General features: G+C 65.3%; 23 protein-coding genes. 6 read left to right on the top strand and 17 right to left on the bottom strand.

Going from position 1 to position 26709, the window contains the following annotated elements:
• Window positions 1–311: 311 nt before the first annotated feature.
• The 9 genes from ACQR03_RS13125 to ACQR03_RS13085 form a co-directional block, all read right to left on the bottom strand.
• Window positions 312–716, bottom strand: a complete 405-nt coding sequence (locus tag ACQR03_RS13125) for a YccF domain-containing protein (protein WP_315715111.1) — start codon at window positions 714–716, stop codon at window positions 312–314.
• Window positions 717–861: 145 nt separating this feature from the next.
• Window positions 862–3963 carry a bifunctional diguanylate cyclase/phosphodiesterase gene (locus ACQR03_RS13120; protein ID WP_434841458.1) on the bottom strand — a complete coding sequence of 1034 codons (3102 nt, stop codon included), beginning with the start codon at window positions 3961–3963 and terminating at the stop codon, window positions 862–864.
• Window positions 3964–4166: 203 nt separating this feature from the next.
• Complete coding sequence (locus ACQR03_RS13115) at window positions 4167–5237, bottom strand: branched-chain amino acid ABC transporter permease (protein WP_434841457.1); 1071 nt, start codon at window positions 5235–5237, stop codon at window positions 4167–4169.
• Entirely contained in the window at window positions 5234–6244 is a 1011-nt protein-coding gene (locus tag ACQR03_RS13110) for a branched-chain amino acid ABC transporter permease (RefSeq protein WP_315715114.1), read from the bottom strand. The genes ACQR03_RS13115 and ACQR03_RS13110 overlap by 4 nt, the downstream gene beginning before the upstream one ends.
• Window positions 6241–6963, bottom strand: coding sequence for an ABC transporter ATP-binding protein (locus ACQR03_RS13105; protein ID WP_315715115.1), 723 nt, complete (start codon window positions 6961–6963; stop codon window positions 6241–6243). Before ACQR03_RS13105 ends, ACQR03_RS13110 begins: the two co-directional genes overlap by 4 nt.
• Window positions 6960–7724, bottom strand: coding sequence for an ABC transporter ATP-binding protein (locus ACQR03_RS13100; protein WP_315751883.1), 765 nt, complete (start codon window positions 7722–7724; stop codon window positions 6960–6962). The genes ACQR03_RS13105 and ACQR03_RS13100 overlap by 4 nt, the downstream gene beginning before the upstream one ends.
• 66 nt (window positions 7725–7790) lie before the next feature.
• Entirely contained in the window at window positions 7791–8984 is a 1194-nt protein-coding gene (locus tag ACQR03_RS13095; protein ID WP_315715117.1) for a substrate-binding domain-containing protein, read from the bottom strand.
• A 133-nt stretch (window positions 8985–9117) separates the two neighbouring features.
• On the bottom strand, window positions 9118–10896 hold the full coding sequence (locus tag ACQR03_RS13090; RefSeq protein WP_315751884.1) for a putative bifunctional diguanylate cyclase/phosphodiesterase: 1779 nt from the start codon (window positions 10894–10896) through the stop codon (window positions 9118–9120).
• Between the two features lie 191 nt (window positions 10897–11087).
• Window positions 11088–12056 (bottom strand): sensor histidine kinase, encoded by a 969-nt coding sequence (locus ACQR03_RS13085; RefSeq protein WP_315715119.1) that lies wholly within the window; start codon window positions 12054–12056, stop codon window positions 11088–11090.
• Window positions 12057–12237: 181 nt separating this feature from the next.
• Between ACQR03_RS13085 and ACQR03_RS13080 the strand changes: the two genes are divergently transcribed.
• Window positions 12238–13080, top strand: a complete 843-nt coding sequence (locus tag ACQR03_RS13080) for an SDR family NAD(P)-dependent oxidoreductase (RefSeq protein WP_315715120.1) — start codon at window positions 12238–12240, stop codon at window positions 13078–13080.
• Window positions 13081–13253: 173 nt separating this feature from the next.
• On the opposite strand, the gene ACQR03_RS13075 is transcribed toward ACQR03_RS13080, so the two are convergent.
• The 4 genes from ACQR03_RS13075 to ACQR03_RS13060 form a co-directional block, all read right to left on the bottom strand.
• Window positions 13254–14630, bottom strand: coding sequence for a cytochrome P450 (locus tag ACQR03_RS13075; RefSeq protein ID WP_315751885.1), 1377 nt, complete (start codon window positions 14628–14630; stop codon window positions 13254–13256).
• Window positions 14631–15538: 908 nt separating this feature from the next.
• Window positions 15539–15697 (bottom strand): hypothetical protein, encoded by a 159-nt coding sequence (locus tag ACQR03_RS13070; RefSeq protein ID WP_213737209.1) that lies wholly within the window; start codon window positions 15695–15697, stop codon window positions 15539–15541.
• Window positions 15698–15913: 216 nt separating this feature from the next.
• Window positions 15914–16225, bottom strand: a complete 312-nt coding sequence (locus ACQR03_RS13065; protein WP_315715122.1) for a hypothetical protein — start codon at window positions 16223–16225, stop codon at window positions 15914–15916.
• A gap of 115 nt (window positions 16226–16340) precedes the next feature.
• Window positions 16341–17159 carry an outer membrane protein gene (locus ACQR03_RS13060; RefSeq protein WP_315751886.1) on the bottom strand — a complete coding sequence of 273 codons (819 nt, stop codon included), beginning with the start codon at window positions 17157–17159 and terminating at the stop codon, window positions 16341–16343.
• A gap of 289 nt (window positions 17160–17448) precedes the next feature.
• Between ACQR03_RS13060 and ACQR03_RS13055 the strand changes: the two genes are divergently transcribed.
• A complete protein-coding gene (locus ACQR03_RS13055) occupies window positions 17449–17859 on the top strand; it encodes a response regulator (protein ID WP_315751887.1) in 411 nt (136 codons plus the stop codon).
• Between the two features lie 212 nt (window positions 17860–18071).
• On the opposite strand, the gene ACQR03_RS13050 is transcribed toward ACQR03_RS13055, so the two are convergent.
• Complete coding sequence (locus tag ACQR03_RS13050; RefSeq protein ID WP_315751888.1) at window positions 18072–19313, bottom strand: LLM class flavin-dependent oxidoreductase; 1242 nt, start codon at window positions 19311–19313, stop codon at window positions 18072–18074.
• 45 nt (window positions 19314–19358) lie between these two features.
• Window positions 19359–19640, bottom strand: a complete 282-nt coding sequence (locus tag ACQR03_RS13045; protein ID WP_315751889.1) for a hypothetical protein — start codon at window positions 19638–19640, stop codon at window positions 19359–19361.
• Window positions 19641–19774: 134 nt separating this feature from the next.
• Here ACQR03_RS13045 and ACQR03_RS13040 point away from each other — a divergent pair, with 134 nt between their 5' ends.
• Window positions 19775–21232: an extracellular catalytic domain type 1 short-chain-length polyhydroxyalkanoate depolymerase gene (locus ACQR03_RS13040; protein WP_315751890.1), complete on the top strand. Its 1458-nt coding sequence runs from the start codon at window positions 19775–19777 to the stop codon at window positions 21230–21232.
• 44 nt (window positions 21233–21276) lie between these two features.
• On the opposite strand, the gene ACQR03_RS13035 is transcribed toward ACQR03_RS13040, so the two are convergent.
• Complete coding sequence (locus tag ACQR03_RS13035) at window positions 21277–21945, bottom strand: MBL fold metallo-hydrolase (RefSeq protein ID WP_315751891.1); 669 nt, start codon at window positions 21943–21945, stop codon at window positions 21277–21279.
• A gap of 153 nt (window positions 21946–22098) precedes the next feature.
• Here ACQR03_RS13035 and ACQR03_RS13030 point away from each other — a divergent pair, with 153 nt between their 5' ends.
• The 3 genes from ACQR03_RS13030 (at window position 22099) to ACQR03_RS13020 (ending at window position 24906) form a co-directional block, all read left to right on the top strand.
• Window positions 22099–23697 (top strand): alpha-amylase family glycosyl hydrolase, encoded by a 1599-nt coding sequence (locus ACQR03_RS13030; RefSeq protein WP_434841456.1) that lies wholly within the window; start codon window positions 22099–22101, stop codon window positions 23695–23697.
• 239 nt (window positions 23698–23936) lie between these two features.
• Window positions 23937–24278 (top strand): hypothetical protein, encoded by a 342-nt coding sequence (locus ACQR03_RS13025; protein ID WP_315715129.1) that lies wholly within the window; start codon window positions 23937–23939, stop codon window positions 24276–24278.
• The gene (locus ACQR03_RS13020; protein ID WP_434841455.1) at window positions 24250–24906 is read left to right on the top strand and encodes a nucleotidyl transferase AbiEii/AbiGii toxin family protein; all 657 of its coding nucleotides are present in this window, start codon (window positions 24250–24252) and stop codon (window positions 24904–24906) included. Before ACQR03_RS13025 ends, ACQR03_RS13020 begins: the two co-directional genes overlap by 29 nt.
• 27 nt (window positions 24907–24933) lie before the next feature.
• On the opposite strand, the gene ACQR03_RS13015 is transcribed toward ACQR03_RS13020, so the two are convergent.
• A complete protein-coding gene (locus tag ACQR03_RS13015; protein ID WP_434841454.1) occupies window positions 24934–26655 on the bottom strand; it encodes an alpha-amylase family protein in 1722 nt (573 codons plus the stop codon).
• Window positions 26656–26709: the final 54 nt, after the last annotated feature.

Genomic DNA, 26709 nt, shown 5'->3' with positions numbered 1-26709 from the left:
CTGCGCTGCTTACGCAGTGCTTACGCGGAAACTTCGTGGCTGTGAAGCGATCCGCGCCGATTTCTTAAGTGTCTGAAACCCAAGTGACTTTTTACTTTCACACTGCCGCAAAACAGCTTGACATCTGCCTTCGGAGGGCAACGCTCTATCCAGCTGAGCTACGGGTGCGTACGGCAAATCGTTTAGCCGATTGCCTGGGCGACGGCAACGGCCTTGGATGCTCCCCGGACCAGGCGGACGGGCCGCTCGCGCCGCGAGGCGCGGGGGCAGTTCGGCGGGGTGCGCGGCCGGACCGCTCCCGCCGACCCGCCTTACGCCGGCACGATGGTCTTGCCGATCGGCCACAGCGCCAGCCCGGCGAGCTTCAGATGGGCCCAGGCGAAGGGCAGGCCGACGATGCTTACCGCGAGCACGATTGCGGTCAGGAGGTGGCCGAGCGCCAGCCACCAGCCGGCCAGTACGAACCAGATGATGTTGCCGAGCAGCCCGAGAACGCCGGTTCCGACGTCTTCCATGCCGGTGAGCTGGTCGCGGCGGACGGCGCGCGAGCCGAACGGCAGCAGCGTATAGGCGGCGATGTTGAATGCGGCGCGGGACCAGGGCAGCCCGACGATCGTGATCGCCATGACGACCGCGGCGACCAGCCAGCCGAACGCCATGTAGGCGCCGCCGCACAGGATCCAGAGGATGTTCAGAAGCATGGAAACCGGCTGCATGACGACCTGCCAACTCCGTTGTTGCCGCTCCGGATATAGGAACGCCGCGCCAAGGCCGGTAGCGGGCCGGTCGTCGAAATCTGCGTGGCCTCGCGCCGCAGGCTCGGCCGGGGCGGCCAGGCGTTGACGGCGCCGCAAAGCGGGCTCAGCCGGCGGCATGCAAGCTCCCTGCCGCCGCTTCCGGACTGAACAGCTTGCGCAGCTCGGCCGCCGGCTTGGGGGCGCTGAACAGGTAGCCCTGCATCTCCGTGCAGCCGAGCTGGCGCAGCGCCGTCTGCTGCGCCCCGGTCTCGACGCCCTCGGCCGTGGTCGTCATGTTGCTGGCGGTGGCGATGCTCACCACCGCCTGGACGATCGCCGACGAGCTGCCGGCGCCGATGTCGCTGACGAAGCAGCGGTCGATCTTGATCTTGTCGAACGGAAACCGCTTCAGATAACTCAGCGACGAATAGCCGGTGCCGAAATCGTCGAGTGCGATACGCACGCCCATGTCGTGCAACTGGTGCAGGATGCCGAGCGCGACGTCGTCGTCGCTGATCAGCACCGCCTCGGTGATCTCGACCTCGAGCCGTTCGGGCGCAAGGCCGGCCGTCGACAGCGCGCCTGCGATCCGCAGCGCCAGGGTCGGCGATTTGAGCTGCACCGGCGAGACGTTCACGGCGATGCGGATGCCGGCGGGCCAATGCGCGGCCTCGGCGCAGGCGGTGCGCAACACCCAGTCGCCGATCTCGTTGATGAGCCCGGTGTCCTCGGCGAGCGGAATGAAGTCGAGCGGCGGCACCATCCCTCGCTCCGGATGACGCCAGCGCAACAGCGCCTCGCAGCCGGTCATGACGTTCTCGCTGAAGCCGAGCAGCGGCTGGTAATGCAGCTCGAACTGGCCTTCGGTGATCGCCCGGCGCAGGTCCTGCTGCAACTGCAGCCGCGCGCGCGCGGTTTCATCCATCGCGGGCTCGAAGAAACGGAAAGTGCGGCGGCCGCCGGCCTTGGCGGCATACATTGCGAGGTCGGCATTCTTGGTCAGCTGGTCGCGCTCGACGCCGTCATGGGGCGCCAGCGCGATGCCGATGCTGGCATCGGTCGACAATTGGTGGCCCAGGCATTTATAGGGCTTGCGGATCGCGTCGAGGATCTCCTTCACGGCCACGATGACCTCGTCCCGGTCCGCAACGGTGGTCAGCAGCACCGCGAATTCGTCGCCGCCGAGCCGGGCCACCATATCCTCCGGCGCGAGACAGCTCTCGATGCGCCGCGCGATCGTCTTCAACAGCTCGTCGCCGACATGATGGCCGAGCGAATCGTTGATGCCCTTGAACTCGTCGACATCGATATAGAGCAGCGCGAAGAAGGTGCCGTGGCGCGCGCGTTCCAGCTCCTCGTCGATGCGCTCCTGGAACAGCACGCGGTTCGGCAGCTCGGTCAACGCGTCGAAATGCGCGAGATGGGCGATCTTCTCGTCGGCCAGCCGCCGCTCCGTGGTGTCCTCGATCACGTTGATCAGATAGCGCGGCCGCTGCGCATCATCCGCGATGGCGATGCGCCGTGACGTGATGTAACGCAATCCCAGCCCCGGACTCTGCCAGGGATGTTCGGCGAGAAACAGCCCGTCCGACTGCTCCAGAGCCCGGTCGTCGTCCGCGGTCACCTTTTCCGCGACCGGTCGCGGCAGCAGGTCGAACGCCGTCTTGCCGACGATGTCCTCGCGCGGCACGCCGAAGCGCTGCTCGGTCGACTGGTTGACCAGTACATAGCGCCGGTCGCGGACGTCCTTGACCATGATGTGCGACGGGATGTGGTCGATGATCTCGCGCAGGAATGCGTAGTTGCGGTCGCGCTCCTGCTCGAGCCTGCGATGCTCGCTGATGTCCTCGATCGTCGTGACCCATCCGCCCGAGGCCAGCGGCTTGTCGATGATGTTGAAGAAGCGGCCGGCTCCGCCCTCCGCGATCATCTGCGACGTGCCGCCTGCCGCGGCTCTGTCGATGATGTCGGCGCAGAAGTCGGTCACGTCGCCGTTGAAGGATCCGCGCGCCTTGCAGTGCGCGATGACCTCGCTGAGGTGGGCGCCGGGCCTGATCACGTCCGTGGACAGGCCGAGCAGGTCGATGAAGCGCTGATTGAACATCACGACGCATGCGTTCGCGTCGAACGAGATCAGCCCCTGCGTCATGTTGTCCAGCGCAGTCTCGACCCTTTGCTTCTCGGTCTCCAGTTGACGCGTTGCCGCACGCCCCTGTCGCACGATCTGCCGGATCATCAGGGTGAACGTCACGGCGATGACGGCGATCGCAAGCACCGCCGCACCCACGATCAGCACCATCTGCGATCGCCAGTCCGCGAGCGCATCGTCGACCGGCCTATTGGCCGAGATGACGAGCGGAAAGCGCCCGATCCTGGAAGCCGACGCGATCTTCTCCAGGTTGTCGACGGAGCTCGTGAGCAGGGTCGTGCGCAGGCCACTCTCGGCGCCCCCCTTCAGCAACTCGTCGTTCCCTATCCTGGCGCCCATCAGGGATTCGGCGTGCGGGTAGCGCGCCAGCACGGCGCCGTCGGAATGGACCAGCATGATCGACGAGCCCTTCCCGAGAGCCATCGATTCCAGGAACGTCTCGTAGGTGTGCGGATCCACGCGGCGGGTCAGCAAGCCGAGGAATTCCCCGTTGGCGCCGTTCAGGCGATGCGCGACGATGGTCGCCCAGCCGCCGGTGACGCGGCTCATGACCGGCAGGATCACGAAGCTGTCCGGCCGCGATGCCGATTGCAGGTCCTTGAAGTAGGAGCGGTCCGCGACGTTGATGGGCGGCAGTGGGTCGCTGGACGACCAGTTCACGAAATTGCCGTCGACGTCGACGATCGTGAGGTCTCCCATATAGGACAGGCCGCTGACCTGAGAGCGCAGCATCTCGCTGATCTCGGGTCTTGCCATCTCGGACCGGAACGCCTCCGGCGAACCGATCGACTCGAGCTGCATGCGGCGGATCGCATGCGAAACCGCGGTCTCGGCGTCTTCGAATTGCTGCGCGAAATGCCGGCTCAACAGCAGTACGGTGTTTTCGAGTTCGCGCTCGTTGTTGGCGATCGCACGCGCCCGAAAACCGCTGGCCATGACGATCGTCCCGATGACGATGGCTGCGATCAGAAGCGCTCCGCACGCGATCAGCCATGGCACCGGACCGCGCCAGAGGGACGTGCCAATCCATTCCGGCTCGCTACCGCCGGTCCCTGACGTGTCTGCTGCGCCTTGCATGCCTTGATCGACCCGGGAGGAAATGACTTGTTGCAAGCTCGCTTGATAACAAGGCACTGGTGCCGGTCCGGTTAGGAAATGCGGTTAGCCGTCGCTTAAGCGCGCGTCGAAACTTCGCGGCAAACGATAATTTCCGCATGTGGATACCGTGCGGCCGAGGCTGCTCCGGCGCCGCCGCGCAGAATTTCGGGGGTACTTGCAGCTCAGCGCGCCGCGCCCGGCTTGTTGCGAAGGCGGCCGACGACGCCGGTCGGAAAGAAATAGACGCTGGCGATGAACAGGAGGCCGAGCCACAGCAGCCAGCGGTCGGGGTGCAGCAGGCCGGGCAGCAGCGGCAGTCCGGCGTCCGCCGCCGCGGTCGAAACGATCCCCATCAGGGCCTGCAGATAATTCTGCGCCAGGATGAAGATGGCAGCCCCAATGATGGCGCCGTAGATCGTGCCCATGCCGCCGATCACGACCATCAGCAGGATGTCGAGCATGATCGAGAAGCTGAGCGACGTGTCGGGGCCGGCATAGCGCAGCCAGAGTGCGTTCAGCATCCCCGCGCAGGCCGCGATCATGGCTGCGATGCAGTTGGCATAGGTGAGATGAAAGACCGTGCGATAGCCGAGCGCCTCGGCGCGGAAGCGGTTCTCGCGGATCGCCTGCAGCACGCGGCCGAACGGCGAGTTGACGACGCGCAGCAGGGCCAGGATCATCAGCGCGCAGGCCGACAGCACCAGGTAATAGGTCAGGATGCGACCGTTGATCGGGAAGCCGAACCAGTCCTTGCCGATGAACACCGTGCCCGGGCGCAACAGCTCGGGCAGCTGGAAGCTGCGGCCGTCCTCGCCGCCCGTCAGCCACGACAATTGCGATGCCAGCACCAGGAAGGCCGAGGCGACCGCGAGCGTGATCATGGCAAAGAAGATCGCCTCGACCCGCAGCGAGAACAGGCCGATCGCGAGCGCCAGCAGCAGCGCGAGCGGCAACCCGGCGGCGGCGGCAATTGCCACCGATGACCAGTTGGGACCGAGGCCATAGAGCGCGATCGCGACCGCGTAGGAGCCAATGCCGTAGAACATCGTATGCGCGAACGACACCGAGCCGGTATAGCCGAGCAGCAGATCGTAGGAGGCGACCAGCGCGGCAAAGATGCAGATCTTGGCGGCGACGTTGAGCGCCTTGGCGCCGGGGAAGATGAAGGGCGTCGCCAGCAGCGCCAGGATGATGACGGTGAGCAGGATGGACAGCGCGCGGCTGCGGGGCGGATCGCCGGACAGGATCATCATCGGCTGGTCACCGCATAGAGACCGCGCGGCCGCCACATCAGCACGGCGACCATCAGCAGGATGTTGGAGACGAGGGCGAGCTTGGGCACCAGGAAGCCGCCATAGTTGGCGACCATCGCAACCAGGACCGCGCCGATGAAGCAGCCGGTGATCGAGCCGAGCCCGCCGATGATCACGACGATGAACACCAGCACGGTGAGCTCGTCGCCGATCGAGGCATGCACCTGCTCGCGATACAGCCCCCACATCACGCCGCCGAGGCCGGCCAGCGCCGAGCCGGTCATGAACACGCCGAGGAACAGCCGGCGGATGCGATAGCCGAGCGCCTCGACCATCTCGCGGTTTTCGACACCGGCGCGGATTAACAGGCCGATCTTGGTCCGGTTCAGCACCAGCTCGATGGCGACGAAGATCGCGAAGCCGACGAGCATGGCCAGCAGCCGGTATTTCGAGATCGCGACGTCGCCGATGATGAAAGACCCGCGCAACGCCGCGGGCAGCGGCATGGGAATGATCTGCGGACCGAACAGCGCATACAGCGTCTGCTCGGCGACGATGAGTCCGCCGGTGGTCATCAGGATCTGCTTGAGGTGCTGGCCGTAGACCGGCAGCACCAGCACGCGCTCGACCACGAGGCCGAGTGCGCCGGTCACGCCCATCGACAGCAGCGCCGCCGGAACGAGGACGGCAAGGTTGGTCAGCAGCGAGTCGGACTGGGCCCAGCCCGCCAGTGGCAGCAGCACCAGCGTCGCAACGTAGGCGCCGACGGCGATGAAGGCACCGTGGCCGAAATTGAGCACGTCCATCAGGCCGAAGACGAGCGTCAGGCCCGAGGCCATGATGAAGATCATCATGCCCATCGCGAGGCTCGCGACCGTCAGGGTCACCCAGGAGCTCGCTGACCCGACCAGCGGGATCATCAGGAGCGCCAGCACGACCGGCAGCAGCAGCGGCGCGATGTCGCGCTTCGGTTTCGGCAGTGCCTCGGTCGCAGCGATCTCGCTCATTGATGCGCCTCCAGGCTGAGGCCGAGCAGGCGCTCCTGCAACGGCACGTCGGCCGCGAGCGCGGCCATCTCGCCGCGATGGACGATGGTGCCATTGTCCATCACAAGCACCTGGTCGCCGAGCTCGCGCGCGGCGTGGAAATTCTGTTCAACGAGGAGAATGGTTGCGCCACGGCGCTTGATCTCCTTGAGGCATTCGATCAGCGACACCACGATCGCCGGCGCCAGGCCCTTGGTGGGCTCGTCGATGAGGAGCAGCTTGCGCGGCTCGACGATGGCGCGGGCGATCGACAGCATCTGCTTCTGGCCGCCGGACAGGCTGCCGGCGCGCGACAGCCAGAACTTCTTCAAGGCGGGAAAGAAGCCGAAGATCCAGGCGAGCTGGGCATCGTCGAGCGGGCCGTTGCGCGCCGCCAGGATCAGGTTCTCCTTCACCGTGAGGTCGGAGAACACGGCCATGCTCTCGGGCACGTAGCCGACGCCGCGCTGCGCGATGTCGGGCGTTGCCAGCCTCTCGATCGGCTCGCCGGCGAGTGAGATGGTGCCGTTCCTGGCCTGCCAGAGGCCCATGATGGTGCGCAAGGTCGTGGTCTTGCCGGCGCCGTTGCGGCCGAGCAGCATCGTGGTCTGGCCCTCGGGCACCTCGAAGTCGACGCGCTGCAGGATGTGATAGCGTCCGATATAGGTCTCGACGCCCGCAAGCTTCAGTAGCGTGCTCATGCCGCACTCCGCGGCGCCACGCCAAGGTAGGCTTCCTGCACGATTGGCGAGGCGATGACCTCCGCGGGCGGACCGTCGGCGACCAGCTGTCCGTTGTGCAGCACGATGATGCGGTCGGCGAGCGAGCGCACGACGTCCATCTTGTGCTCGACCAGCAGGATGATCTTGCTCGTGTCCTGCTTGAGCCTGCCGATGAGGTCGAGCACGACCGGCACCTCGTCGATGCTCATGCCGGCGGTGGGCTCGTCGAACATGAAGACCTTCGGCTCCAGCGCCATCATCAGCGCGACTTCGAGCTTGCGCTGGTCGCCATGCGACAGCGTCGTCGCGGTGACGCTGCGGCGGCCGCCAAGCGCGACCTGGTCGAGGATCGCGTCCGCGCGCGCAATCAGGTCGCGCCGCGCCATCCAGGGGCGGAGCAGGTCATAGTGCACGCCGCTCTGCGCCTGCACAGCGAGCCGCACGTTCTCCTCGACGCTGAGATTGGGAAACAGGTTGGTGAGCTGGAACGCGCGTCCCAAGCCGGCGCGGGTGCGCAGCGGCGCCGAGAGACCGGTGATGTCGCGGCCGTCGAACAGGATGGAGCCCGAGGAGGCCGTCAGCTGGCCGGAGATCAGATTGAAATAGGTGGTCTTGCCGGCGCCGTTGGGGCCGACGATGGCGGTCAGCTCACCGGGCCTGAAGCTGCAACTGACGCTGTTGACCGCGACATGACCGCCGAAACGGATGGTGAGGTCGCGGGTTTCGAGGGTAAGGGCCATGTCGCCAGCTTGTCACTGCCAGTAAGAATGTGCCCGGCGCGAGGGCCGGGCACGCGATCCATTATCTCACCGCTTGTTGCGGATCGGCACCGCCATCTCGTCGATCTTGATCTCGCGCACCGGCTCGTTGACGGCCCAGGCAAGGTTCGGATCGACCTTGACGCGGAAGTGATACATGCTTTGCAGCGCCTGGTGATCCTCTTTCCGGAAGATCATCTTGCCCTTCGGCGTGTCGAACTCCATGCCCTCCATCGCCGCGATCAGCTTCTCGGTGTCGGTCGACTTGGCCTTGGTTACGGCGGTGACGACGGCCATCGCGGCCGAGAAGCCGCCGGCGGTGAAGAAGTCCGGCGGCGCGTTGAAGCGCTTCTGGTGCTCGGCCACCAGCCAGTCGTTCACCGGGTTCTTGGGAATGTCATAATAGTAGTAGGTGGCGCCTTCCATGCCGGGCAGACGCTTGTAGGCGGCAAGCGCCGGCAGGATGTTGCCGCCGGTCGACAGCTCTATGCCGTAGCGCTTCGGATCCATGTCCTGCAGCTTCGTCAGTGGATCGCCGGCGCCGGCCCAGATCACCCAGATGATCTTCTTGCCGGGCTTGTCCTTCAGCGCGTCGAACAGGCGCTGGCCGACGGCGGTGAAGTCGGTGGTGCTGGTCGGCACATATTCCTCGGCGCCCAGCGTCGCGCCGGTCTTGGCCAGCGCCTCCTTGAAGGCAGCGACGCCGTCGCGGCCGAAGGCATAGTCCTGCGCAAGGGTGGCGACCGTGACGCCGGGCTTGCCGATCGCGACCGCGTTGGAGATCGCGTCCTGTGAGGAGTTGCGGCCGGTGCGGAAGATGTAGCGGTTCCACTTCTCGCCCGTGATCTGGTCGGCGACCGCCGGCTCGACGATGAGGATCTTCTTGTTCTCCTCGGCGACCGGCAGATCGGCCAGCGCTGCGGCCGAGGAGGTCGTGCCGATCGCGATGTCGGCGCCATCGTCCTGATAGGCTTCGGAGAGCGCGGCCTTCGACAGGTCGGGCTTGCCCTGGTCGTCCTTGGTGATGATGACGATCTTGCGACCGTCGATCATGTTGGTGCCCTTGGTGGCATATTCGAAGCCGAGGCGGAGACCGGCTTCGGTCTGCTTGGCATAGGCCTCGAGCGGGCCGGTCTTGCCGTAGATGAGAGCGATTTTCAGATCATCGGCCTGGGCGGCGGTCGCCAGCAGGGCGGCGGTCAATGATGAAACAATACCTTTGAGAATATGTGACGTCTTCACGAGCCTTCCTCCCAGCTACTGGCGGCTGTTGCCTGCAACTGATAGTGTGCAGGCTCGGCCTGGGTCAAGGCGCTTTCGGCGGCAGCCCGTGACGGCTCATACCTTGGGTCGAAGGGTGTCGTCCTCCAAAAGCTCAGCGCCGATAGCGGCTGCTGCGCGCATAGACCTGGCGATTTTCCTGCACAGGGCGACTGGCGAGACTGATGCGCGCTTCGCTTGCAAGCGGGGCCGCCGGCTTCAGCTCCTCCAGGAAGATCGGACGCGAGAAGTAGTAGCCCTGCGCATAGCGGATCTTGGTCGCGGCCTGCAGATAGGCGAGCTCCTCGAACGACTCGATGCCCTCCGCGATCACCGTCATGCCCAGCGCCTCGCTCAGGGATTCGATAGCACGCAGGATGCCCTGGCTGCGCGGTCGCTTATGAATGTCGGTGATGAAGGAGCGGTCGATCTTGATCTCGTCCGCCGTGATGTCGGCGAGTGCCGACAGCGACGAATAGCCGATGCCGAAATCATCGATCGAGATGCCGACGCCGATCCCGCGCAGCAGCGGCACGATCTCGTCCTGGAAATGGCTGCGGGTCACGAACGCGTCCTCGGTGACCTCGATCATGAACCGCTTGGGGAAGCCCGTCGCCTCGATCGCCCGCGCGAAGGGCTGCATGAAGTCCGGGTTCGACGCCTGCTTGGCCGCGACGTTGATGCTGATCGTCGCCTCCGGCCCAAACGCGTCGTTGATCAGGTCGATCGACTTGACGATCTCGTCGAGCACGAGATGGGCGAGCTCGTCGATGAGACCGAGCTCGACCGCGAGGTTGATGAACGATCCGGGTGCCTGGATCACGCCTTCATTGTCGCGCAGCCGCACCAGCGCCTCGATGCCCTTGATCTCCTCGGTGCGGATGTCGACCTTGGCCTGGAACGCGCAGCAGAAGCGCTTCTCCAGGATCGCGAGCCGCAGCGACTGCTCGACCTTCATGCGCGCCAGCGCCTCGTGCTCCATCGCGCTGGAGAAGAAGGCCAGCGTGCCCTTGCCGCTGTTCTTGACGCGGTACATCGCCAGATCCGCGTTCTGGCGCAGCACGTCGTAGCTTGCGCCGTGCTCGGGAAACAGGCTGACTCCGACGGACGCGGAGGCGAACACCTCGGCGCCGTCGATGAAGAAGGGCGCGTTCAGGCGTTCCAGCATCGCGTGCAGGAATTCGGCGACCTCCTCGGCGCGCTCGATCGGATGCAGCAGCAGCAGGAACTCGTCGCCGCTGATGCGCGACAGCAGGTCCGACTCGCGCAGGTCGCGGCTGATGCGCTTGGCGAGCTCGACCAGCAGCGCATCGCCGGTGGCGTGGCCGTAATAGTCGTTGATGTACTTGAAATTGTCGAGGTCGAGAAAGGCGAGTGCGAAGCGTCCGTCGACGCGGCCGCGCCGGACCAGCAGGTCGGCGCGATGCTCGACCACGCGGCGCATCGGCAGGCCGGTCAACTCGTCGTAATAGGCGGCGCGAAACAGCTGGTCCTCGAACTCCTTCTGCTCGCTGATATCGGCCGAGCTGGAGATGAGGACGGCCTGGTCGCCGATGCGAACCGGCCGATGCGCGGTCAGCAGGGTCTGCGCGCCGCGCTCGCCTGCCACTTTTTCCTCGCCGATCACCGTTCGACCCCGGCCGAGGATCTCGCGGCAGGCCGTGCGCCGGTTATGGAGATGCGGCGCCGAGAGGCCGTCGATGCTGTTGGCGGCGGCGCCGAGCTGGACGGCGGCCGTATCGTTGACCAGCAGAAAGCGACCGTGCTCGTCCTGGACCGTGACGCCCGACGGCAGCTGGCTGAGGACGCTGCGCAGGAAGCGCAGCTCGGCCTCGGTCGAGCCCAGCCCCTCGTTCGGCCCGGGGGAAAAGTTGAATCGGTCGCTGCTGTACATGCGCCGATTGTGCAAAGTTCCCGCTTCATTTTAGTTAAGCGCTACGTAGAAACCCGGAACGCGCGAGCCAAGTCTCGGGAATGACGGAGCTTTGTGCCGCGGCGTCATTAACCGTTCCTGAATCGGAGCAGCGACGCGGCCGCGCGCATGCGGCGAAAGTGGTAGGCAGGAATGGCCGTCCGGCAGCCGGTTCAGCTTGGTGGCACGCGACACTGCAAGGTGCAGTGAAGGCCGGATTCGAGAAATCTGGTCTCGGTCCTGCCATCGAACGACGACAGCACGGACTTCAGCAATTTGCTTCCGAAACCGGGCTTGCCGATCGGACCGATCGGCGGACCCGCGGCCTCGTCCCAGGTCAGATGGAGGCGGTCCTCCTGCATCGTCCATGACACCTGAAGGAAGCCGCGCGGCGAGGCAAAGGCGCCGTACTTGCCGGCATTGGTCGCAAGCTCGTGAAAGATCAAAGCGAGGCTGACGGCGAGCTTGGCAGGCAGGAACAGCGGCGGGCCGTGGAGCTCGAAGCGGACATGGCCATATGGCCCGAGCTCCGAGACCAGCAGATCCTTCAGGTCGCAGCCCTGTCCGTCGGCGCGCGCGATCAGGTCGTCCGCGGTCGCGAGCGCGCGGATGCGCTGGTCGATGCGGCTCCACACCTGCGGCTGGTCGTACAGCACCTGATGCAGCACGGCGTGAATGGTGGAGGTCTTGTTCTTGAGCCGGTGGTGCAGCTCGTCGACCAGGAGCTTGCGATACTGCTCCTCCTGGGTGAGCCGCCGGGCGATCTCGCGCTGCTTGGCGGCCAGGCGCCGGTAGTGATCGACGCCCCAGATCACCAGCAGCGCCACGACCATATACATCGCCATCAGCGCGAGCCGGGCGCCATCGGCCGGACCGCCGCCAAAATCGAGCGTCAGGCCGAGCGCCGCGCCTGCGATCGCCGTCGCCAGGCCGACGCCCGATCCGCCCATCGCGGTGGCGAAGAAGACGGCCGGCAGGTAGGGCGTGAAGAACACGTCGGGCCGCAGATGCGCCATGCCGTAGCGGATCGCCGTGGCTGCGAGCAGGCACATCGCTGCAAACATGCAGCTCCATGTCAGGGAAGGCTGCTGCTCGCCGCGCCAGATCCGCTTGATGTCGTCGATGAGTCGCGTCATGGACATCCATGAGCCTCAACTGCGCAACCAAATTAAGGCCGACGTGGCGGTAATTTGTCCGGTTGATGGAGGCCGTCTTGCGTGTGTTGCAACCTGGCGCGCAGGATGATGGTTCCGCGGCGGAACTCAGGCGCTTGTTATTCCGCCGCCCAGAACGAGCACGCAGCAGCAAAGGAAGGAGCAGGGAATGGGACGGTTGGAGGGCAAGGTCGCCGTGATCACGGGCGCGACCAGCGGCATCGGCCTGCGCACGGCGGAAATCTTCGTAGCCGAGGGGGCGAAGGTCGTCGTCGCGGGCCGGCGCAGCGCCGAGGGCGAGGCGCTGGCGAGCAGGCTCGGCGCGAGCTGCGTGTTCCGGCAGACCGACGTCACGGTCGACGGGCAGATGCGGGCATTGATCGATGGCGCGGTCGAGCGCTTTGGCCGGCTCGATTGCGTGTTCAACAATGCGGGCGGTCCGGCGCAGACCGGCGGCATCGAAGGCCTCGACGCCGATCGGTTCGACCAGGCCATGGCGGTGCTGGTGCGCAGCGTCATGCTCGGCATGAAATACGCCGCGCCCCACATGAAGCGGCAAGGCTCCGGCAGCATCATCAACAACGGCTCGATCGCCGGCCGGCTCGCCGGCTTCTCCACCTCGGTGGTCTACAGCACGGCGAAGGCGGCGGTGATCCATCTGACGAAATGCGTGGCGATGGAGCTCGGCGAGTCCGGCGTGCGCGTCAACTCGATCTCGCCCGGACTGATCGCCACCGGCATCTTCGGCAAGGCGCTGGGCCTGTCGACCGAGGCGGCCGAGAAGACGCCGGAGACGATCCGCAACGCCTATGCCACGGCGCAGCCGATTCCGCGTGCCGGCCTGCCCGACGACATCGCCTACGCTGCAGTGTTTCTCGCCAGCGACGAATCGAGCTTCATCAACGGCCATGATCTCGTCATCGACGGCGCCATCACCGGCGGCCGCAACTGGAGCCAGCAGCAGCAGGGCTATCAGGCGATGCGCAAGCTGCTGGGGGATGCGGTGGAGTAGGGGACGGCGAAGTATACATTTCGTCATGCCCGGACATCCACGTCTCTCATCCGCGCGTTGCAGCAGGATGGATGGCCGGGTCAAGCCCGGCCATGACGAGGAGGAAGACGAGGGGGAAAGAGTCCGCAACAAACCAAGATACTTGGCGCCCTCGCTGTATCAATGCGCGCGGGTCACACCGCCTTCAGCATCACCTTCAGCCCGTCGCGCGGTTTCGGGATCGGCCAGACCTGCCAGTTCGGCTGATAGCCGGGGGCGAAAGAGACCTCAAGGTTGGCGAGGAAGTGCCGCGCGAAGCACTTCACCTGCATGTAGGCGAAGTGCAGGCCGAGGCACATGTGCGCGCCGCCGCCGAACGGCACCCAGGCGAAGCGGTGGCGGCCGCGCTGGGCCTCGTCGGTGAAGCGCATCGGGTTGAACCGCTCCGGCTCGGGCCAGATCTCCGGCATGTGATGGGTGTACATCGGATTGATGCCGACGCCGGTGCCGGCGGGAATCGCGTAGCCCTTGAAGGTGAAATCCCGGATCGGCCGGCGCGGCAGCGACGGCACCGGCGGCATCAGCCGCAGGGTCTCCTGGAACGCCATCTCGGTCAGCTTCATCTTCTCCAGATGCTCCGAGTTCATCGGTTCGTCCTTGGCGAGGCCGAGGCTCGTCACCTCGTCGCGCAGCTTCTGCTGCCACTGTGGATGCGCGGCGAGCTGGGCGACGAAGGAGGTCAGCGACGAGGTCAGCGTGTCGTGCGCCGCCATCATCAGGAAGCTCATGTGGTCGACGATGTCCTGCGTCGACAGCAACGCGCCGTGGTCATCGGTGGCGCGGCACAGATGCGAGAACAGATCGTCGCCATCGCCTTTCGCACGTCGCAACGGGATCTGCTCGGAGAAATAGGCGACGATGCGCTGCCGGCCCTTGACCCCGCGCGCCATCTGCGTGCCTGGCAGCGGCCTGCGGATCGGCGCCACCGAGGCCGCGACCATGTCGACGAAGGCGCGGTTGATGGCGTCGACCTCCGGCCCGATCTCGGTGCCGAGGAAGGACGTCGCGGCGAGGTCGAGCGTGAGCTGCTTGATCGCCGGATAGAACAGCATCTCGCCCGGATTTGCTTTCCACTGCGCGATGCGCGCGGCGATGCCGCGGTCGAGGCCGGCGAGATAGGACTTCATCGGCCCGGCCTTGAAGGCGACGGACAGCGCCTTGCGGTGCATGCGGTGCTCGTCGAAATCGAGCAGCATCAGGCCGCGCGGAAACAGCAGGTTGAGGATGTGGCCCCAGCCATGCGCCGAGGAGAACAGCTTGGCCTGGTCGAACAGCACCAGCTCGTTGGCCTCGGGGCCGAGCAGCACGACGTTGACCTCGCCGAACATGTGGGTGCGGTAGACGGGGCCATACTTCCTGGCGTTGCGCTCGACGTGACCCTTGGGGTCGGCGAGGGTCTCGAATGTCTTGCCGATGATCGGCCAGCCTTCGTCGCCGGGGATATGGGTCAGTGAGTTGCGCCGCGGCGAGGTCAGGCGGAACGATGGCGTGGCCACACTTTGCATCGACATCAAGGAGGCTCCGTTTTCGAGGCGGCGGGGCGCGGCGACGCGCCGGCACACATTGAAGGGCGGTTGCAGCCATCATGCAATACGCTGCGTTATTTCGTCTCGGTGTAGTTGTGCTGCATCGCACGCGTTGGCGATCTCGCGACGCGCTTCATGCGTCCGAGTCCTGCTGGACTTGCTGCCCCCCCAAGCAGAGGGCACGGGGAATGCCGGGCGCTGGCCGCACCCATGGCCCGCCTGCAGAAAAAAATGCAGGCGGCAGGTACCACAGGTTCAGCCGAGGCATCCCGGCATTCCCCGCGCGATGGTTTTCACGGCTGCTTCGCGTTCTCCCCGGTGCGCCGGGCTTTTTGGCCACCGTTGCCTGCGCGACGCGTGAGCGCCGCTGCAAGCGTAACACCAGCATCGGGGTGCCAGGACCACGCGACTTGACCGTGCGCATCGCCGCCGTTCGTCCGCGCGGGATAACCACGCTGCGACATCGACACGCCCACCGCATCCCGCCTCAACGTTCGTGACGACCGCGAAGCGCCCCTCTTAATCGAGACGGGACTGCGTTAAGGTATGCTTGATTCGGAAAAACGAAAGCAGAATATTTTTGCGCGCAGGACTGGACAGGGATGATGTGATTGAGGTGTTTCGTGAAATGAGTTTTTCGGCGCGCACCGCTTCATGGTGATGAGCCTGTGATCGACAGGCCGGCGCGGTGCGGTTTCGCCTTCTCAAAGGCGCTTTGCTGGAAGCGATTTGCCCGTCGGCCCCGACGGTCGCCAATACGTCCTGCTGTCGCTCGCCGGTGATGCCGCGATTTCGGCGGTCAATCCGCGCAGGGTCAGCGGATCATCTTTCGAGGCGGGCAAGCCTCGCCGCAGGCAGAAGCCGCCACGCGTTCCGACCTGGAGCCAAGTCCATCAGCCGCCCGATTTGTTGATCTTCTTCACCTTGGCGTCGGTTGCCTCGATCGAGGCCGCCAGCTCCAGGATCGCCTTTGCCAGGAGGTCGGCGGCCTCCTTGGGGTCCTGCGAACGTTCGGCGCGCAGCGCGTAGTTCTTGGCTGAGGAGAGCGACATTTGCGACCTTTCTCGCGGAAAAACCTGCCGGGTCGAGACGGCGGGCTGCCTGGCGCATCCTACGCGCGAGCGGTCCCCCGCGGACCGTGCGCGATTGGCGGCGAACATGGCAGGCCGGGGTTAAGAAAATCCTCGTGACACCCGAGCGCCGATGCGTCCTCGGCTGCGCGCGTAGCCGCGTCGCGCACGCGTCGGTTCGTCCCAAGGCGCCGATTTTCAAAGTGCGACGCCATGACGGTAGGCGAGTTTCGCGTGGCCGTATATCCGTGTGCCCCGCCGCGTCACCTCAAGGGCGATCTGATCGCGGTCGATTCGGGTCATCAAGACGCCGAGGCAGTCATATCTCGCCGCTCCAATGTCGCGGCTGGTTTCGACGTGCAGCTGTAGGCGAGCCGGGTCTGGGCCGAAGTTGCGCACGATCGCGTCGTCGCCATAGAATCGCTTGATCGTGTCCTTGATGAAGATGATTTCATCAGCAGACACGGGGGCGGGCGGCCGTGGAAAGCATTGAGGTTTGGCAGCAGGCATGCCGCTCAAAGTAGCGCCCGGGCAGTTTGGAGCCAAGCCTCGCCGGCCCTATGGTTTGACGGTGCTCACTCTCATCGGCGAGCGCATGACAGTGCGCGTCAGGACCAGCCGCGCCTCAGAACTTGTAGGCGAGGCCGATCGTCGCCGTATGAGTTCGCGTCGTCACGTGCGCGGTGAAGCGGTCGTCGAACCCGACCCCGACGCCGCCGGCGACGAAGAAGGGCTGAGTCCAGGTGCCGAAATCGGCGTAGCGGTAGTCGGCCCGCACCAGCCAGCGGCCGCCGATCATGTGCTCGATGCCGCCGCCGACGGTCCATCCGACCCGGGTCGAGGCGTAGGTCTCATCGTGCGGACTGCCGAAGCAGAACGGGTTGCCGGGAACGATGGTGCAACTGGCGTTCAGCTCGAGGCGCTGCCATGCCACGCCGCCGCTGCCATAGACCAGCGTAGATGGCGCGATCAGATAACCCAGACGGGCGCGCACGCTGCCGTCCCATGTTTCCTTCACTGAGCCGGACGGAAGGCCGACCAGCGGGATGCCGAAGAACAGCCCGGCCGTGCCCGGCAGCGCACTCGCCCGCTTGGTGTTGTCGGCCCAGCCGAAGTCGCCCTCGACGCCAGCCACCCATGACGGAGCGAACTGCCAGTTGACGCCGAGATAGCCGCCGATCCTGGCGGCGACGCTGTCCATCGCCCCGCCGGTGCCGGCCGTCGGCACGAACACGCCGGCACCGAAGTTCGGGGAGATGTCGCTGGTCCGCCAATCATTGTCCGCCCAGCGGGCGCCGACCGACACGCCGGCATAGACGCCGGTCCACGACGGCGCGGCGACAACCGGCGGTGCCTTCACCGGCAGGTCGGCCGCCTTCGCTGCTCCCGCCAGCGCGATGCTCGCGAACGCGAACGCAATCGCCGCTACTCCAGATTTCGTCATGCTTTGCCCTAGCGCGCGACGTCGATTCGACATGGTTGCGGCACCATCGCCGGTTGCATCGAACGCGGCAATTGCATCGCGATCGGCTGAGCCAAAAAGTTCGCGGTGTTGCTGGTGGGATACGTCGACTTGGCCGAAGCGACGTTGGACGGTCCACCCCGCCCGAGGTCGGCCCCTGCGTGCTCTTGACCCGTAAATCCACGGAGCCAAATGTTTACCACCCGGCCATCGGCCTCATCTAGCAACGGCCAGACCTGACGTCTGGTCAGCAGACAACGAGGGCAAGGGCATGAGCAATCAGTTGCTGGTGATCGAGGATGCCGAGGTGCATCTGTCGATCCTGCGCAAGATCGCCGCGCAGTGCGGCTACGAGGCGACCTGCGTGACCTCGGTCGGGGCTGCGGCGGAGGTGCTGCGCCAGCGGACCTTCGACTGCATCACCCTGGATCTGTCGCTCGGCGATCGCTGCGGCGCCGATATCCTGCTGCTGCTCAACGAGCTGAAATCGCGCACGCCGGTGATCTTCATCAGCGGCGCCGAGGACGCCACGCGCGAGGAGCACGTCCGGCTCGCGACCGTGCTCGGGCTCGTCGTCTATCCGCAATTCCAGAAGCCCGTCGACCTGCCGGCGCTCCGCGAGACACTGAAGCAGATCGCGACCATCGCCGACTGCGGGAAGCTGGTCGCGGCGGTGAGGTAGGCGCGGCGGGCGGCGAACGGCGCTTCCTCCTCGTTGCCCCGCACACCGTCATTCCGGGGCAAGGCCGCAGGCCTTGAACCCGGAATCTCGCTGTCGTCTTGCGGGCATTTCAACAATCTCGGGATTCCGGGTTCAATCGCCAACGCGCCGCCGCTTCGCAACGGCGCATTGACGATTGCCCCGGAATGACCGTGCTACGCGGAGCGCGGACGTCACCCCCGCTGCTTCGCCGCGGCCTGCTGCAGGTCCGGCGCATTCACCGCGGGAATCGCGACGCGGCCGGGTCCCGTCTGCGACAGCGCCGCGGCGGCCTTGTCGTTGTCCATGATCTTGGCCATCACGGCCTGACCGGCGCGCTCGAAGATGGCGCGGTTCTCGATGACGAATTTCTGCGAGCGGCGCAGCCCGTCGATGTAGCCGTTGATCTCCGGCACGACGTAGCGCGCGACCATGTCCCAGCTGCGGCGCGTGTTCTCCGGATTGGCCCAGTCGTGCACGAAGCCGATGATGTGACCGACGCCGCCCGACACCTGCATCAAATTCTTGATCGTCTTGACGAGATCGTCGGGCGTGCCGATCGTCGACGCCGCGCCGTCGACGAAGGCGGTCTTGTCGACGGCTTCATCGGGCGAAGAGAACGGCTTCAGGCCCGGCCGCATCAGGGTGCCCACGGTATACTCGTTGTGCCAGCGCATCAGCCCGGGGCCCGCCTCGCGGCGTGCCTGCTCGCGCGTCTCGGCGATGTGCCAGGACAACAGCACGCGCCAGTTCGCGCGGCTCACGCTCGTGCCGTGCTTCTTCGCAGCATCTTCGGCGAACTCCCATTGCTGCGGCAGCGCCATCAGGCCCTGCGTCGACATCGAGCCGAGCGAGATGATGCCGATGCCGTATTTGCCCGCGAGCGTCATGCCGGACGGCGAGATCTGCGATGCCACGACGAACGGCATCTCCTCCTGCAAGGGGAGGATCTGCAGCGCTGCGTCATTCATCGTGAACCAGTCGCTCTTGGCGGTGACGCGCTCGCCGTTGAACAGGCGACGGATGATCGCGATCGCCTCGTCCTGACGATCGCGCTGCGTCATCGGATCGATGCCGAGCGTGTGGGCATCGGAGGCGAGCGCGCCCGGGCCCGAGCCGAAGATGGCGCGGCCGCCGGTCATGTGATCGAGCTGCACCATCCGCTGCGCGACGTTGTAGGGATGATGATAGGGCAGCGAGATGACGCCGGTGCCGAGTCTGATGCGCTTGGTGCGCTCGCCGGCTGCGGCGAGAAACATCTCGGGCGAGGCAATCATTTCCCAGCCGCTGGAATGATGCTCGCCGCACCAGAACTCGTCATAGCCGAGCTCGTCGAGCTGAGAAACCAGATCGAGGTCGCGGCGGAATTGCAGCATCGGATGCTCGCCGATCGGATGATGCGGAGCGAGGAAAGCGCCAAATTTGAGCCGCGCCATGTGTGTTTTCTCCCAAGCGGAATTCGTTGTTGCTTGCCGATCAGGCTAGTTGGCGCCTCGGTGTGAGGCAATCATCTTGCCGCGCACGGCGACCGGTGCATGGCTGCCATTTGTTTGTTTACTGATCGCCGATCGGTGCTCACACTTCATTCGCGCGGAGCGATTCGCCATGTGATGAAGAATGATGCCGTCGAGCGCGTGGTGCGGGTCTTGCTGGTTGCGGCGCGCCTCGCTCTCACGTTCGCGGCGATTGACGTGCCCCGCGGTTCGCGTTTCGGTGATTGCTGCGTGAAGTGCCGCCTCGGCGTGGCATTTAGATCGCAGCAAGAACGAAATTCGCAATCAAATTGCTGAGGTCCGCAGTCTCGCGGGCTTTTTCTTTTGCACTGCAGCAACCATCTGGGTGATGGTGGATTGTCTACCCGCTGACGTGAATACGTGAATGCCTAAGGAGCTTGCCGTTGTCCCTCGCTGAAAATGTTGAGTACTTGCGACGGCTGCGCGAGCTGAACAGCATCACCGGATTTGCCGATTTTCATCGTCAGCCGCGTCGCGCCCCGGAGACTCCGCTGATCGAGATCGAGCATTTCGGCACCAATCCTGGGCGCCTGAAGATGTTCGCCCATGTGCCGGCGCAGCGTCAGCCGCTGGCGCCGCTGGTCGTCGTGCTGCATGGCTGCGGGCAGGGCGCCGCCGAGTACGATCTCGGCGCCGGCTGGTCGACGCTCGCCAAGCATTTCGGCTTCGCGCTGCTGTTGCCGGAGCAGCAGCGGGTCAACAATCCGCAGCGCTGCTTCAACTGGTTTCAGTCGGAGGACATCACGCGCGACCAGGGCGAGGTCGCCTCGATCCGTGAGATGATCGCGCGCATGGTGGCGGACTATGCCATCGATCCCAGGCGCATCTACGTCACCGGCCTGTCGGCGGGCGGCGCGATGACCATGGCGCTGCTCTCCGCGCATCCCGAATTGTTCGCTGCCGGCGCCGTCATCGCCGGGCTGCCGTTCGGCACCGCGCGCAGCATGCGCGACGCGATCCTGCAGATGCGGATGCCGCCGGCGCGCCCCGCCGGCGAACTCGGCGATCTCGTTCGCCGTGCCTCGAACCACCGCGGCAAGTGGCCGAAGCTGTCGGTGTGGCACGGCACAGCGGACTACACGGTGCATCCCGACAATGCGGGCGAGATCGTCAAGCAGTGGCTGGACCTGCACCATCTGCCGTTGGCGCCAATGGCCGCAGCCGAGGTGAACGGCTATCCGCATGAGCAATGGTGGAATGCCGACGGCGAGACCGTCGTGGAATCGTTCACGATTTCCAACATGGCGCATGGCACGCCGATCGGGCTCGCGGCCAACGACAAGCGCTATGGCAAGGCCGGACCGTTCCTGCTCGAGGCCGGCATTTCCTCGTCCTATCACATCGCGAAATTCTTCGGCGTCACCGATTGGATTCGTCCGCTCAAGGCGGCCACGACGTCGCCGAGCACGAAGCTGATCCCGCAGGTGTCGCCGATCTCGGCGGTGCCGGCCTTGACCAAGATCTTGCGACGCGCGGCGGACGCCCCATCCCCCGCTGCGGAGCCGGTCGACGTCAAGCCAGCCGAGATCAAAGTGGTCGAGCCCCGAATGTCGCCGACCGGCATGTTGCTCTCTGCACCGGCATCCGCTGCGGTCCCGCAGCCCAAGGTCGCGCCCGAGGCGCCGGCATCCGAGTCGCGGAAAGCGGCGAAGCCCAAGCCGGACCAGAAGCCGGAGTCCAAGCCCGTGGCCGTCTCCAAGCCCCCAGAGCCGAAACGGCTGGAGTCGTCGACCGGCGAATCTTCGATCAACGGCAGTGGCGCGACCGCCAAGCCGCGGCGCCGGACCATCAACGTCGCCGCCGTGATCGACCGTGCCCTGCAAGCGGCCGGCCTGAAGTAGACGCGCCGTAGCCGTTCATGGCTCGCGCGCGAGAGACGCGCGGGTCAGACGGTCCCCGTCAGGAACGGGTTCGTCATCCGCTCCTGGCCGAAGCTCGATCCGGCGCCATGGCCGCAGATGAAGCCGACGTCGTCGCCGAGCGGCAGCAGCTTGTCCTTGATCGAGCGGATCAGCGTGTCGTGGCTGCCGCCGGGCAGGTCGGTGCGGCCGACCGAGCCGTTGAACAAGACGTCGCCGACATGGGCGAAGCGCATTTCCTTGTTGAAGAACACGACACTGCCCGGCGAATGGCCGGGGCAGTGCAGGATGTCGAAGACGAGCTCGCCGATCTCGACCGTATCGCCTTCCTCGAGCCAGCGGTCGGGCGTCACGTCGCGCACGCCCGTGATGCCGAAGCGCGCGCCGCTGGCGACGACGTTGTCGAGCAGGAATTTGTCGGCGACATGCGGCCCCTCGATCGGCACCTTCAGCTGATCGCGCAGATCGGCCGCGCCGCCGACGTGATCGATATGGCCATGCGTCAGCCAAATCTTCTCCACGGTGACATTGGCCTGCGCGATCGCCGCCTGGATGTTCGGCACGTCGCCGCCGGGATCGATCACGATCGCCTTCTTCGTCGCCTCGCACCACAGGATGGTGCAGTTCTGCTCGAACGGCGTCACGGGCACGATCATCGCGCCGGCCTTCGCCCTGGTCTGGTTCTGCTCGGTCATGGCGCCAGCATGCCGATTTTTCGCAATGCGCCAAGTGAAAAACACCTGCGGGCGGCGGCTCGACGTTCCGGCCAGGGCGACCAAGGCGGGGGCTTGTGAACCTGCCGCCGGTTCCTGCGTTGGGCCGCACGTTGCGAGCAGAAAGCGGTCGACATGGCGGAGCAGGGCGCCTGGTGGCGCGAGGGGATTTTCTACCAGATCTATCCGCGCTCGTTTCAGGACAGCGACGGCGACGGGGTCGGCGACCTCACCGGCATCATCCATCGCCTGCCCTATCTCTTGACGCTCGGTGTCGATGCGATCTGGCTGTCGCCGATCTTCACCTCGCCGATGGCCGATTTCGGCTACGACATCGCCGATTACACCGGCATCGATCCGCTGTTCGGGACGATGGAGGATTTCGACGCGCTGGTGAAGGCCGCGCATGACGGCGGCCTCAAGCTCATTCTCGATCTCGTGCCGAACCACACCTCCGATCAGCATCCCTGGTTCCTGCAGGCGTGCCACTCGCGCGACGACCCGCACCGCGACTGGTACATCTGGCGCGATCCCGCCGCCGATGGCGGGCCGCCGAACAACTGGCTGTCCGAGTTCGGCGGCAGCGCCTGGCAGTTCGAGTCCCAGACCGGGCAGTACCACTATCACGCCTTCCTGGCGCAGCAGCCGGACCTGAACTGGCGCAATGCGCAGGTGCGGGCGGCGATCTATGACGTCATGCGGTTCTGGCTGCGCAAGGGCGTCGACGGCTTTCGCGTGGACGTGATCTGGCACCTCATCAAGGACGCCGAGTTTCGCGACAACCCGGCCAATCCCGACTATCACGGCGGAAGGCCGCCGCATGAGCAGATCCTGTCGCGCTACTCCGCCGACCAACCGGAAGTGCATGAGGTCGTCGCCGAGATGCGGCAGGTGATCGACGAATTCGACGACCGCGTGCTGATCGGCGAGATCTACCTGCCGCTGGAGCGGCTGATGACCTATTACGGCAAGGATCTCGGCGGCGCGCATCTGCCGTTCAATTTCGCGCTGCTGTCCGCGCCCTGGCATGCGCGCGAGATCGAGAGGATCATCGCCGACTACGAAGCCGCGCTGCCACCGGGCGCCTGGCCCAACTGGGTGCTCGGCAACCACGACCGGCCCCGGGTGGCGAGCCGTGTCGGGCCCGAGCAGGCGCGGGTAGCGGCGATGCTGCTGCTGACCTTGCGCGGCACGCCGACGCTGTATTACGGCGACGAGATCGGGATGCATCAGGTCGCCATCAGCCCGGAGCAGGTGCGCGATCCCTTCGAGAAGAACGTGCCCGGCATCGGCGTCGGCCGCGACGGCTGCCGCACCCCGATGCAATGGAGCGCGCTGCCGCAGGCCGGCTTCAGCCAAGCCGCGCCGTGGCTGCCGGTTGCCGATGACTACATGCATGAGAATGTCGTCAATCTGACCGCCGACCGGCGCTCGATCCTCAATCTCACCCGTGCGCTCATTCGTCTGCGGAAGCAGCACCGCGTGCTCGTCACCGGGTCCTATCGGTCGGTCGCGGCGCAAGGCGATCTCCTGCTCTACCGCCGCGAAGACGACGGCGAGGTGCTGACCATCGCGCTCAATCTCGGCGGCGAGCCGGTTTCCATCGCGATCGAAGCAGGCGGCCTTACCGGCGAGATCCTGCTCTCGACCTGGCTCGACCGCGGCGGCGAGCGCATCGACGGCACGCTGGATCTGCGCGGCAATGAGGGCGTGGTCGTCGGCAGGAGGACGTAGCCACTTCTCCGGCGAGGGGGCGGCGCGTCGCAATCGATGTCGTTGAGGCCCGATCGCAGGGCTTCGCTGGACGCCTTCAGCCGTATTGCTCGGGTCTTCCGTGCCGCCGTGTCCCCGGAATTGTTGAGGTTCCCACCGAACGGCGCCATATTGCGCGACAGATGCCGGGGAATCTTCGGCCTTCAAGGAGATGACGTGTACTGGTCTCCGAAACCGGTACTTCGCGGGAGTTCGAACTGATGAATACGCTGCCGCCGACGACGTCTGACAGTCTCACCGCGGCCGTGACCACGATCAATACGCCGCTGCCGGTCCGCATTGGCGAGGCGACGTTGCTGGCCTGCCTCAAAGCCGAGAAACTGGAGCCGAAATGGCGTGTCCACGTGCAGGCGTTCTTTGACGAAATTGATGCCTCTGTGATCCATCATCTCGTCCTCGACAAGGCTGTGACGTTCGAAGAACTATCGAAGGCGATCGACACTTGGCAGGTTGTGGGGTCCGAAAATGAGAGATGGGTCAGGGAAATGGCGGCCTTCGAGGTGGCAAGACCTCATGCAGAAGGCGCTGCTGTCCCTCGATAGCCTGGAGGGCGGCCTTGGGGCGTGGACGTTCGGGGGCGGCACGGCCCTGGCGCAGAGCTTCGATCATCGCATCAGCTACGACGTCGACATCTTTCTGGATTCGAGCACGGCCCTGAAGCGGCTCGCGCCGAACATGAATCCTGTCACGAAGGCCCTTTGCGATACGTGGCAATGGCCGGGCAAATATCTGAAGCTGATTCTCCGGGACGTAGGTGAGATCGATTTCTTGAATGCGCCCACCTTTACGGATCATCCGACGTATCCGTTGAGCTTCGGCGGCCGGATTATACCGGCGGAGCGACCGGCAGAGATTGCGACGAAAAAGTTGATCTATCGTGCATCGACCTACACGGCGCGCGACACGTTCGACCTTGCCGCGGTCTATCTCTATGATCGACCGGCGCTCGGCGAGATCGCGCAATCTCCGGCAATGACCCGCGATGTCGTATCGGCCGCACACAATCGTTTGAGTCTGGCAAGATATCAGTTCCAGGCGGAAATGCGCGACCTCATCAATTTGACGGCTCGCGGAGAGCAGTTCGTCGACACCTCCTGCGAAATGGCGTTGGAGGCGCTGGTCGAAATTCAGCGCCTCGTTCACGAACGAGATGCGCAGCCGAGCGGCTGAAGCCGTTCTCCTTGAAGACGCCCGTCATCAGTTGGTCGTCGATCGCCGCCGCGTCTTCCGCCGCTTTTTCACCGGGCTCTTCGTCTCGATATCGCTTCGCCGCAGCAGATAGTCCAATCCGCCGACGCGGTACCAGCGGTAGCCGTAGGGCTCGAGCACCAGGGTGTGGCGGCCGCGGTCGTCGGACTGGCTGTGATCCTCCGACAGCAGATTGATCAGCAGCTTCCCGCCATCGTCCGGCAGTCCGGCATCGAAGCTGATCTCCCGCGGCTTCTCGTCGAGATTGTGCACGAACAGCACCGAGTTGTTGCGCCAGTCGTAGCGCATGATCAGCACGGCCGGATCCCTGGTTGCGATCACCTCGAAATCGCCCCAGCCGACTTCCGGCACCTCCTTGCGCATGCGGATGATGCGTTCGGTCCAGTTCAGCATGGAATTCGGATCACGCCGCTGCCGGGCGGCGTTGATGTGATCATAGCCATAGGGGCCGTGATCGATCACCGGAGACGCCGGCGCGTCGCTCTTGGTGAAGCCGCCATGCGGCTCGGTCGACCATTGCATCGGGGTGCGCGCGCAATTGCGCTCGGCCAGGCTGAGATCGTCGCCCATCGCGAGCTCGTCGCCATAGCGGATCACGGGCGTGCCGGGCAAGGTGAACATCAGGCTGTAGGCGAGCTCGATGCGGCGGCGGTCGCCGCCGAGCATCGGCGCCAGCCGCCGCCGAATGCCGCGATCGTACAACTGCATGTTCTTGTCCGGGCCGAACGCCGCGAACACCGCCGCGCGCTGCGGCTTGGTCAGGCGTCCCAGATCGAGCTCGTCGTGATTGCGCAGGAACAGGCCCCATTGCGCCGAGGCCGGCCGCGCCTTCGTCTGATAAAGCGCCTCGGCCAGCGGCCGCGTGTCGGAGGCCGCCAGCGCGTAGAACAGATGCTGGTTGACGTGGAAGTTGAACATCATGTGCATGCGGTCGCCGTCGTCGCCGAAATACTCCATGTCGGTTTCCGGCAGCACGTTGGCTTCGGCCAGGATGATCGCTTCGCCCTGGCGCCATTGCAGGAATTCGCGGAAGGTCCTGAGCATGTCGTACTGCTCGACCGGCTTCCTGACATCGGCGCCCTTGGCCGCGATCACGAACGGAACCGCGTCCATGCGGAAGCCGGAGACGCCGAGCTGGATCCAGAAGCCCATGATCTTCAGGATCTCTGCCTGCACCTCCGGATTGGAGGTGTTGAGATCGGGCTGGAAGTCGTAGAAGCGGTGAAAGTACCAGCCGCCCGACTCCTTGTCGCGGGTCCAGGTCGACTTCTGCACGCCGGGAAACACCATCCCCTTGTCGGCATTGGCCGGCTTCTTGTCCGACCAGACATACCAGTCGCGATAGCGCGATTGCTTCGAGCTGCGGGCGTCGACGAACCAGGGATGCCGGTCGGAGGTGTGGTTGACGACGAGGTCGATGATCACCCGGATGCCGCGCTGCTTGCAGCCATGCGTGAACTGGACGAAATCACCGAGCGTGCCGTAGCGCGGGTCGACGCCGTAATAGTCGGCGACGTCGTAGCCGTCGTCGTGCTGCGGCGAGGGCTGGAACGGCATCAGCCAGATCGCGGTGATGCCGAGCCCGTGCAGATAGTCGAGCCGGCGCGTCAGCCCCTTGAAATCGCCGATGCCATCGCCGTCGGCGTCCATATAGGTGCCGACCGACAGACAGTAGAACACCGCATTCTTGTACCAGAGATCGTCGATCATGGACGGCGCCTCGTTGCGCCGCCCGGCCGGCGGCCGGCTTGTTAAGCGGAAGGC

The sequence above is a fragment of the Bradyrhizobium sp. HKCCYLS3070 genome, assembly GCF_051167575.1.
Lineage (GTDB): Bacteria > Pseudomonadota > Alphaproteobacteria > Rhizobiales > Xanthobacteraceae > Bradyrhizobium.
The sequence above is the reverse complement of the archived record's forward strand: the minus strand, read 5'-3'. Positions and strand labels throughout refer to the sequence as shown.

What these genes read in the sequence shown, in the direction of transcription:
- ACQR03_RS13125 (WP_315715111.1), bottom strand. Translation starts at nt 716, where the DNA reads ATGCAGCCGGTTTCCATGCTTCTGAACATCCTCTGGATCCTGTGCGGC.
- ACQR03_RS13120 (WP_434841458.1), bottom strand. Translation starts at nt 3,963, where the DNA reads ATGCAAGGCGCAGCAGACACGTCAGGGACCGGCGGTAGCGAGCCGGAA.
- ACQR03_RS13115 (WP_434841457.1), bottom strand. Translation starts at nt 5,237, where the DNA reads ATGATGATCCTGTCCGGCGATCCGCCCCGCAGCCGCGCGCTGTCCATC.
- ACQR03_RS13110 (WP_315715114.1), bottom strand. Translation starts at nt 6,244, where the DNA reads ATGAGCGAGATCGCTGCGACCGAGGCACTGCCGAAACCGAAGCGCGAC.
- ACQR03_RS13105 (WP_315715115.1), bottom strand. Translation starts at nt 6,963, where the DNA reads ATGAGCACGCTACTGAAGCTTGCGGGCGTCGAGACCTATATCGGACGC.
- ACQR03_RS13100 (WP_315751883.1), bottom strand. Translation starts at nt 7,724, where the DNA reads ATGGCCCTTACCCTCGAAACCCGCGACCTCACCATCCGTTTCGGCGGT.
- ACQR03_RS13090 (WP_315751884.1), bottom strand. Translation starts at nt 10,896, where the DNA reads ATGTACAGCAGCGACCGATTCAACTTTTCCCCCGGGCCGAACGAGGGG.
- ACQR03_RS13085 (WP_315715119.1), bottom strand. Translation starts at nt 12,056, where the DNA reads ATGTCCATGACGCGACTCATCGACGACATCAAGCGGATCTGGCGCGGC.
- ACQR03_RS13080 (WP_315715120.1), top strand. Translation starts at nt 12,238, where the DNA reads ATGGGACGGTTGGAGGGCAAGGTCGCCGTGATCACGGGCGCGACCAGC.
- ACQR03_RS13075 (WP_315751885.1), bottom strand. Translation starts at nt 14,630, where the DNA reads ATGTCGATGCAAAGTGTGGCCACGCCATCGTTCCGCCTGACCTCGCCG.
- ACQR03_RS13070 (WP_213737209.1), bottom strand. Translation starts at nt 15,697, where the DNA reads ATGTCGCTCTCCTCAGCCAAGAACTACGCGCTGCGCGCCGAACGTTCG.
- ACQR03_RS13065 (WP_315715122.1), bottom strand. Translation starts at nt 16,225, where the DNA reads ATGCCTGCTGCCAAACCTCAATGCTTTCCACGGCCGCCCGCCCCCGTG.
- ACQR03_RS13060 (WP_315751886.1), bottom strand. Translation starts at nt 17,159, where the DNA reads ATGACGAAATCTGGAGTAGCGGCGATTGCGTTCGCGTTCGCGAGCATC.
- ACQR03_RS13055 (WP_315751887.1), top strand. Translation starts at nt 17,449, where the DNA reads ATGAGCAATCAGTTGCTGGTGATCGAGGATGCCGAGGTGCATCTGTCG.
- ACQR03_RS13050 (WP_315751888.1), bottom strand. Translation starts at nt 19,313, where the DNA reads ATGGCGCGGCTCAAATTTGGCGCTTTCCTCGCTCCGCATCATCCGATC.
- ACQR03_RS13035 (WP_315751891.1), bottom strand. Translation starts at nt 21,945, where the DNA reads ATGACCGAGCAGAACCAGACCAGGGCGAAGGCCGGCGCGATGATCGTG.
- ACQR03_RS13030 (WP_434841456.1), top strand. Translation starts at nt 22,099, where the DNA reads ATGGCGGAGCAGGGCGCCTGGTGGCGCGAGGGGATTTTCTACCAGATC.
- ACQR03_RS13025 (WP_315715129.1), top strand. Translation starts at nt 23,937, where the DNA reads ATGAATACGCTGCCGCCGACGACGTCTGACAGTCTCACCGCGGCCGTG.
- ACQR03_RS13020 (WP_434841455.1), top strand. Translation starts at nt 24,250, where the DNA reads ATGCAGAAGGCGCTGCTGTCCCTCGATAGCCTGGAGGGCGGCCTTGGG.
- ACQR03_RS13015 (WP_434841454.1), bottom strand. Translation starts at nt 26,655, where the DNA reads ATGATCGACGATCTCTGGTACAAGAATGCGGTGTTCTACTGTCTGTCG.